This window comes from Streptomyces sp. NPDC004561 (assembly GCF_053602155.1).
Genome location: NZ_JBSGDB010000454.1, coordinates 1 through 7,058, shown reverse-complemented (window position 1 = coordinate 7,058; position 7,058 = coordinate 1). Strand labels below are relative to the sequence as shown.

The window sequence follows — 7,058 nt, the reverse complement described above, 5'->3', positions numbered from 1 at the left end:
GCCTGGGCCTCGTCGAGCTTGAACAGCACTTCGCCGCCCGCGAGCATCCGCTCGGCGATGCCCCGCCGCAGGTAGCGGTCGATCAGCGCCTCCGCGCCGTTCATCGCCGGCGTCTATGCCCTCGCCGGCGCCCCGGGCAGCGGTGACGTCCCCGCCGCCTACCCCTACGCCCACCCGGACAAGCTGAACGACGTCACCGCCGGCTCCAACGGCTCCTGCGGCAACTACCTGTGCCAGGCGGGCAAGGGCTACGACGGCCCGACGGGCCTGGGCACCCCCAACGGGGTCGCCGCCTTCACCAAGTAACCACCGAGCGCCGGCCACCGGCCACACCCGCTTCGCCCCGCCGGCCATCCGGCGGGGCGAAGCGCTGCCTGCCGGCGGCGCCGGCACCGCCGGCCAAGAACGCGGGGCGTACAGCAGCACGGTGACGCTGCGCGCCCCGCGAGCCGAGCCCGGCTCGCGTCCGGTGCGCCGGCTAGGGCCCGGCCGGGTCATCGCCGACGGCTGCTTCCACCAGGGCGCGGCGGTGCGTCTTGGACCGGACGCAGGTGAATCTCCACGAGCCCGCAAGCGTCAGGGCGTTGCCGGATGGGGCCCTGGCCCGTGGGCTGTTTCCAGCGGCGGGGACGGTGGAGGCGGACGGCCGGCCCCGGTGCGACGCCGTGGCACCGCGGGATCCGCCGGCCTGGCTGCCTGCGACGGCCCTCGGGTCGTCCTGATGCCGGGCCCGGAAACTGCCCGCCCGCCTGGCCGTCGGCGGTGGCGACGGATCGCCTGCTACGTGTCGAGGGCGTCGAGTTGGTGATGCAGGAGATTCTGCGCCCCGCGGCGGTCGGGGGTCGCGGCGGTGTAGTAGTGGATGTAGACGAACAGGTTGTTGCGGACGCTGATCAGTTTGACGCTGGCGTTGCCGAGGTTGTCGAGGGTGCTGATGACGGACCCGGTGGCGTGGTCCGCGGGGTCCGCGAAGGTTCGCTGGTGTGGCGTGCTCTTGGTCTGCCAGGTGTGAGCCATGGACTTGTACATGCTCTCGGCGCCGGTGGGTGCGGTGAACCGGACGAGGAAGATGTCGGTCTGGCCCCCATCGTTACCGATCCAGCCCTGCCGCGCGGCCGCGACGAAGCGCCGACGTACGAGCACGGCCTTCTCCCGCCAGACGACATCCGCCTTGAAGAGCCCGTGGGCGAAGCCGTCCAGGTCCAGCGCGCCATTGCGGTCGGTCCAGGCATGCGCGCCTGCCGGTACCGGCAGGATGGTGGCCATGAGCTGTGCTCCCGCCCCGGACGCGGGTGCGTTTCGGGTCGGGGAGGGGGTTGCGGGGGCCGAGGGAGAGGAAGCCGCCGGGGCCGTGGCGGCCGGCGAGGGCTGGGAGCGTGGCGCTGAGCAGCCGGCCAGCACTGCCGTCAGAAGGGTTGCGGCGAGGGCCTCGACGTGTCGTCTCGGTATGTGCACGCCGGGATCATGGCCGATCCCGCAATCTTGCGTCCAGTGCCGCGCTCCCCGTCGCGGGCGGTCTTCATCCGGTGTGCACGATGGTTGGAGGAAACGCCCTCGCGCCAGGGAGTACTCCGGTTTGCGCAACCGCCGCAACCGCCGCCGAAGAGGACGCCGTTCCGTCCTTGACCGGATCTCTTGAGCGCAAGCCCAGTCCTTCAGGGCGGGGTTGGCTCACCCCTGGCGCGGAGCGGCGCAGCGGCGGAGTTCGCTGCGTCGTCAGTGGCCTGCACTACGTTGACGACAAGGACCGAGGGGGGTGGGCTGGATGATCCGTGCGTACACGTTCCTGATGCGGCCCACTGCGGGCCAGGCGGGTGCGCTCGCCGAGATGCTGCGTGATCACTGCTCGCTGTACAACGCCGCGTTGCAGGAACGCCGTGACGCCTGGCGGCACGCTTCCAAAACGACTGTGCGGTACGGGCAGCAGTCCGCCCAGCTCAAGGACATCCGCACGTTCGATCCGCAGAGCCAGGGCCGCTGGTCGTTCTCCTCCCAGCAGGCGACCTTGCGCCGTCTGGACAGGGCGTTCACCGCGTTCTTCCGGCGCATCAAGGCCGGTGAGAAGCCCGGCTATCCGCGTTTTAGGTCGTCCAAGCGGTTCGACACGGTGGAGTTCCCGAAGGACGGCGACGGCTGCCGCTGGGACGCCACCCCGCACGACCCCGTCACCCGCGTGCGCCTCCAGGGCGTCGGGCACGTCAAGGTCCACCAGCACCGGCCGGTGGTCGGCAGGGTCAAGACGATCTCGGTCAAGCGCGAGGGCAGGCGCTGGTATCTGATCCTGACCGCCGAGCAGGCCCGGCCCGAACCGCTGGAGCCGACCGGCGCGGTGGTCGGCATCGACATGGGCATAGCCAACTTCCTCGCCACCTCCGACGGCGCCTTCGTGCCCAACCCCCGCCACGGAGCGAAATCCGTCGCGAAGCTTCAGGCCGCGCAGCAGGCCCTCGCCCGGTGCAAGCGCGGTTCGAAACGGCGTCGCAAGGCCGTGGAGAGGATGGCCCGGCAGCACCGCAAGGTCCGCCACCGGCGCCTGGACCACGCACACAAGACCGCCCTCGCCTTGGTGCGGGAGCACGACTTCATCGCGCACGAAGACCTCAAGATCCGCAACATGAGCCGGGCCCCCGCACCCAGGCCCGACCCCGACCAGCCGGGCCGCTTCCTGCCCAACGGAGCGGCGGCGAAGGCCGGACTCAACCACTCGATCTCGGATGCCGGATGGGGGGTGTTCCTGACGATCCCGCACGCCAAGGCTGAGAGCGCCGGACGGGAAGTGATCGCCGTGAACCCCTGCAACACCTCCCGAACCTGCCCCGAATGCGGGCACGTCTCAGCGGAGAACCGGCCCACCCAGGAGACGTTCCACTGTCAGTCCTGCGGCCACGAGGCGCACGCTGACACGGTGGGAGCCGTCAACGTTCTACGGGCCGGGCTGGTCCGTCGCGAAGCCCAACCGGCATAGCGAGAAGCCCCCACCTTTAGGGGGAGGAGTCACCAACACGCCCGTCCTCGGACCGGACGGAGAAAGGCCGTCATCGACACACGCCGCCGGCGCATCACCTACACCAGCGCCGGCCATCCCCCGCCCGTACTGGCCCGGGCGGACGGCGCCGTCGTCCTGCTCGACCAGGCCACCGACCCGCCGCTGGGCATCCCCGTCGACCACGCCCCGCGCCCGGAGGCCACCGTGCCCTACACCCCCGGCGACACCCTGGTCCTCTACACCGACGGACTCGTCGAACGCCGCGGCGAGGACATCGACGCCGGCCTGCACCGCCTCACCGACACCCTCGCCCGCCACACCCGCCTGAGCCCGGAAACCCTCGCCGACACCCTCCTGACCCGCCTCGGCGTCCGCGACGGCGGACGCGACGACATCGCCCTGATCGTCGTCCGCCTGTAGACCCACCCGCCCCGCAGATCCACCCGCAAAGATGCCGAGCGCCGAGGCCCCCGGCCCCCTGGGGCAGGCCGGGGCGTCAGAAGGCCGTCAGTGCCCCGTCAGGGCCTCCTGGCAGTCTTCTCCCTGTGAACCGGCCGAGGGAACACCAGCCCGGAGCCGGGAACGAGGAGAGGTGCCCGGAGTGGTTGATCGGGGACCAGCGAGCACGCCTCACGGTCGGGCCCCTCGGGGCCCACGCAGGTTCGAATCCTGCCCTCTCCGCCCCTGACGGTGCCCCGCTCGACCGGGGCACCGCCCCGCCCCTTTCGTGCCCACGGCGACCGGCGGTGTCCGGTGTCCGGCCGGCCTGCGCTGCGCCGGCCGTTCTCGCCGCCCCCGAGTGCCGCTTCCGCTTCTTACCAGTCGCTGACATGTCGGTCGTGGGCCGGCCGTGCACTGCGCGGAGAGGGCATGGTGGTGCGCGGCGCAGGCCCGCCGGCCTGGGACCGTCGCTGTGGCATGAGGCAAGCGGCTGCCGCAGCGACACGGCCGCCCCGGACGAAAAGGCCCGGGGCGGCCGCACGACACCCGCGGCCCGACACGGTCACAGGACGCACACCCCGGCCAGAGCGCCGTCCCGCCTCAGGCAGTCATCAGCAGGGCGGACAGTCCCAAGGAGCCGACCCACGCCGGCCGGCTGAAGCCCGGGCGGACCTCGCACGGCAGCCCCCGGCCGCCCGTCGGCTGCCCGACGACCGCGGCGGGCGAGGCCGTCACCCGCGTCGCGGCCGACTTCACCGCTCACCCGCACGCGCACGGCCTGGGGGCGGGCTCCCGGAAGACGGTGACGGCGAACTCGGCGCGCGGCGGGCGGCGGGCGGCGGGCGGCGGGCGGCGGGCCGGTCATGCACGGATACGGATGCGGGGGCCCGGGACAGGACGGGCGAGGGCTCGCGCAGCACGGCGCCGCCCGCACGGATCAGGGTGCACGGATCAGGGTGCACGGCGCGGGGGAAGACCCGCAGCCTGCCGGCGCGGGATCAGAGCACGCTGCTCCCGGGCTGCTCGCCGCCAGCGCAGGAGTCGGTGGTCGACAGGCCGGCGAGGTCGGCCGCCACACGGGCCGGCTCCACGTGCGGGCCGATCCACTCGCACAGCAAGACGGTGGCGTCGTCCTGCAGCCCGCCCTGGTCGTAGTCGAGCAGGGCGTGGACGAGGCGGCGCAGGGTCTCGGGGACGGGCAGACCGTCGGCGTGGTGGCGGATGAGGAAGTCGGTGAAGCGCTCGACGCCGAACTCGCGGCCGCCGGGGCGGCGGGCCTCGGTGATGCCGTCGGTGTACAGGACGATGCGGTCGCCCGGCTGGAGGTGCTCCTGGCACACGGTGCAGGGCAGCCCCAGATCGGTGCCCATGGGGTGGGCCGGCGGGCAGGCCAGGCGGGTGGTCCAGCGGTTGTCGCGGATGACGATCGGCGGATGGTGGCCGCGGTTGACCCACTGCAGGATGCCGGTGCGGGTGTCCAGCGTGGCCAGGATGCCGGTGGCGTAGCGGCGGTGGTCGTACTGCTCGAGCAGGGCCGCTTCGACGGCCTCGGCCCTGCCGACGAGGTCGGCGCCCTGCCGGCGGGCGTTGCGGTAGGCGCCCAGCGCGAGTGTCCCGCACAGGCCCGCGGCCGTGTCGTGGCCCATCGCGTCGAAGATCGCCAGATGGACCAGGGCGCCGTCGACGGCGTACTCGAAGACGTCACCGCTGATGTTGTAGGCCGGTTCCAGGGACGCGGAGATCGCCACCCGCGCGTCCGCGTAGGTCCGCGGCGGCAGCAGGTTCCACTGCATCTCCGCCGCCAGGCTCATCGGCTGCGCACGCACCGCCTTGGCCAGCACATCGCTGGTCGGCCGCTTGCTCACGAGGATCAACGCGATGAGCGCGGCCAGCGCCTCCATGTCCGTACGGGCCTCGGCATCGTTGCGCAGCGCGCTCACCCGCAGCAGGCCGATACGTTCCGTGCCGTCCAGCAGCGGCACCCACCACTCGAACACGTCCTCCCCCGCCTGCGCGGCGGGCAGGATCTCGCCGTACTGGAAGGCACGCCCGGCGACCGTCCCCTCGATGTGCAGCTCCGCCTCATGCCCGTGGCCCGCCGTCTCCTCCCCGGACAGCAGGCGCAGGGTGGTGCGCTGCAGGTCCGACACGTAGATCAGCACCTGGCGGAAACCGGCGGCGCGCGCGCACTCGGATGCCTTCGCCGGCAGCGACTCCACCGGCAGGAGGTGGCTGGCACGCAGCAGATCGGCGAGCATCGTCCGGCGTTTCTCACCGTTGCCTGCCATCACCGTCCACCTCCGGTCATCGCCACGGCACTACGAGAACCACGCCCCCGCACGACAAAACCCGCCAGCCCACGGCTTCACACTCCAGAGCGCGCCTGCACTGCGGGCAGCGGCTCGGGAAAAAGAGGCCACGGAACTCGTCGGGGCTGTCGGTGCGCGGCTTGTCGGGGCCGTATGGGGGCCTCGGGGGTGATGTGCGGCTTCGGGGCGGCGTGCGGCTGCTCAGGGATGGGCGTCGTACGGCGGCGAGGGCGAGCGTGATGCCCGGCCGGGGTGAGGCGGGCCGGGGCCGGAGGTGGAGGCGGGGGCGGGGGCGGCTTGTGGCTTCCTGCTTTTCGGTAGGCGGTGGGGGCGGTTGGGCTGTTGGGCTGTTGGGGGGTCTCGCCCGGCCCGACGGCGGGATCGGGGACGAGGCGCGGCGGGAGGGTGGCGGGAGGCGAAGCGCAACGGCAGACGGTGCAAGGCGCCGGGGCGCGGCCGAAGCCGTGGGCAGGCGGGTCGGGATCAAGGAGGGGCAGGGGCGGGTGTCGGGGGCGGGTGCGGCGGCCTCCGTCCGGGTGGCTGATTCCGTACGGGCTCGGCCGTGCTCGTCATACTGCTGGAGCACATCGCCGGCCCGGGCTCCCGCGGGGTGAGCGCGGCCCGCCCGCAGTCCCGGTACGCAACCGGCTCGAGTGGCCTCTCGTACGGCCGATACGGCCCTGGCGTGCTCCACGGCCCAGCGCCGGAACCGGTTTTGGGAGGCGTTTTCGGCGCCGTCGGGACAGGCCGGCACCAGTAGTCCGAGTGGCAGCGTCGCGGACGCTTTCGGACAGTGAGAACCATGAACCGTCACCGGCGTCCACCCCGGCGAGCCCCGTGGATCGCGGGTGGTGCCGCCGTGCTCGTCCTCATCGGGGTCGGCATCTGGGCGTTGGTGACGTCGAACCACGGCACGCCCCGCCCGTCGCCCTCGGGCCTAACACAGCCCACGCCGCCACGCACGCCGCAAGCGACGCAGACACCCACACCCACGCCCACGCATACGGCGACGGCTACCCCGTCCCGGAAGCCGACGGCGTCCAGCACCCGGCGGCCCCCGCCGACGCCTGGCACCACGACGGCCGCCCCGCCTCCTCCCCCGCCCAAACCCCCGGCGCCCAGGCCGCCGGCGACGACGGCACCGAAAGCCACACCGACCGCCCACGTACCGCCGGCCCCGCCTCCGCCACCATCGCCACGCCCGCCCACACCCCCACAGCCCACACCTCCACAGCCCACACCTCCACAGCCCACAGCCCCCACGGCACCACCGCCGTCACGGCCGTCACCCCCACCGCCACCGCCGTCACGGCCGTCACCCC

At 73.0% G+C, this 7,058-nt stretch carries 3 protein-coding genes and 3 pseudogenes; 4 read left to right on the top strand and 2 right to left on the bottom strand.

Features of this window, described 5'->3' with window-relative positions:
• Positions 1-780: 780 nt before the first annotated feature.
• Positions 781-1,266, bottom strand: a complete 486-nt coding sequence (locus tag ACWEN3_RS37550; RefSeq protein WP_452980534.1) for a hypothetical protein — start codon at positions 1,264-1,266, stop codon at positions 781-783.
• A gap of 499 nt (positions 1,267-1,765) precedes the next feature.
• Here ACWEN3_RS37550 and ACWEN3_RS37545 point away from each other — a divergent pair, with 499 nt between their 5' ends.
• From ACWEN3_RS37545 to ACWEN3_RS37535, 3 genes and pseudogenes are all read left to right on the top strand, one after another.
• Positions 1,766-2,965 (top strand): RNA-guided endonuclease InsQ/TnpB family protein, encoded by a 1,200-nt coding sequence (locus ACWEN3_RS37545; protein WP_452980531.1) that lies wholly within the window; start codon positions 1,766-1,768, stop codon positions 2,963-2,965.
• 63 nt (positions 2,966-3,028) lie between these two features.
• A pseudogene (locus ACWEN3_RS37540) lies at positions 3,029-3,406 on the top strand (PP2C family protein-serine/threonine phosphatase); the annotation flags it as partial.
• Between the two features lie 166 nt (positions 3,407-3,572).
• Positions 3,573-3,667, top strand: a pseudogene (locus ACWEN3_RS37535).
• A gap of 758 nt (positions 3,668-4,425) precedes the next feature.
• On the opposite strand, the gene ACWEN3_RS37530 reads toward ACWEN3_RS37535, so the two are convergent.
• Complete coding sequence (locus tag ACWEN3_RS37530) at positions 4,426-5,715, bottom strand: PP2C family protein-serine/threonine phosphatase (protein WP_452980528.1); 1,290 nt, start codon at positions 5,713-5,715, stop codon at positions 4,426-4,428.
• Between the two features lie 858 nt (positions 5,716-6,573).
• On the opposite strand from ACWEN3_RS37530, the pseudogene ACWEN3_RS37525 reads away from it, so the two are divergent.
• Positions 6,574-7,058: pseudogene (locus tag ACWEN3_RS37525) on the top strand (hypothetical protein); the annotation flags it as partial.

Coding starts and splice junctions, on each gene's coding strand:
- ACWEN3_RS37530 (WP_452980528.1), bottom strand. CDS start 5,715: ATGGCAGGCAACGGTGAGAAACGCCGGACGATGCTCGCCGATCTGCTG.
- ACWEN3_RS37545 (WP_452980531.1), top strand. CDS start 1,766: ATGATCCGTGCGTACACGTTCCTGATGCGGCCCACTGCGGGCCAGGCG.
- ACWEN3_RS37550 (WP_452980534.1), bottom strand. CDS start 1,266: ATGGCCACCATCCTGCCGGTACCGGCAGGCGCGCATGCCTGGACCGAC.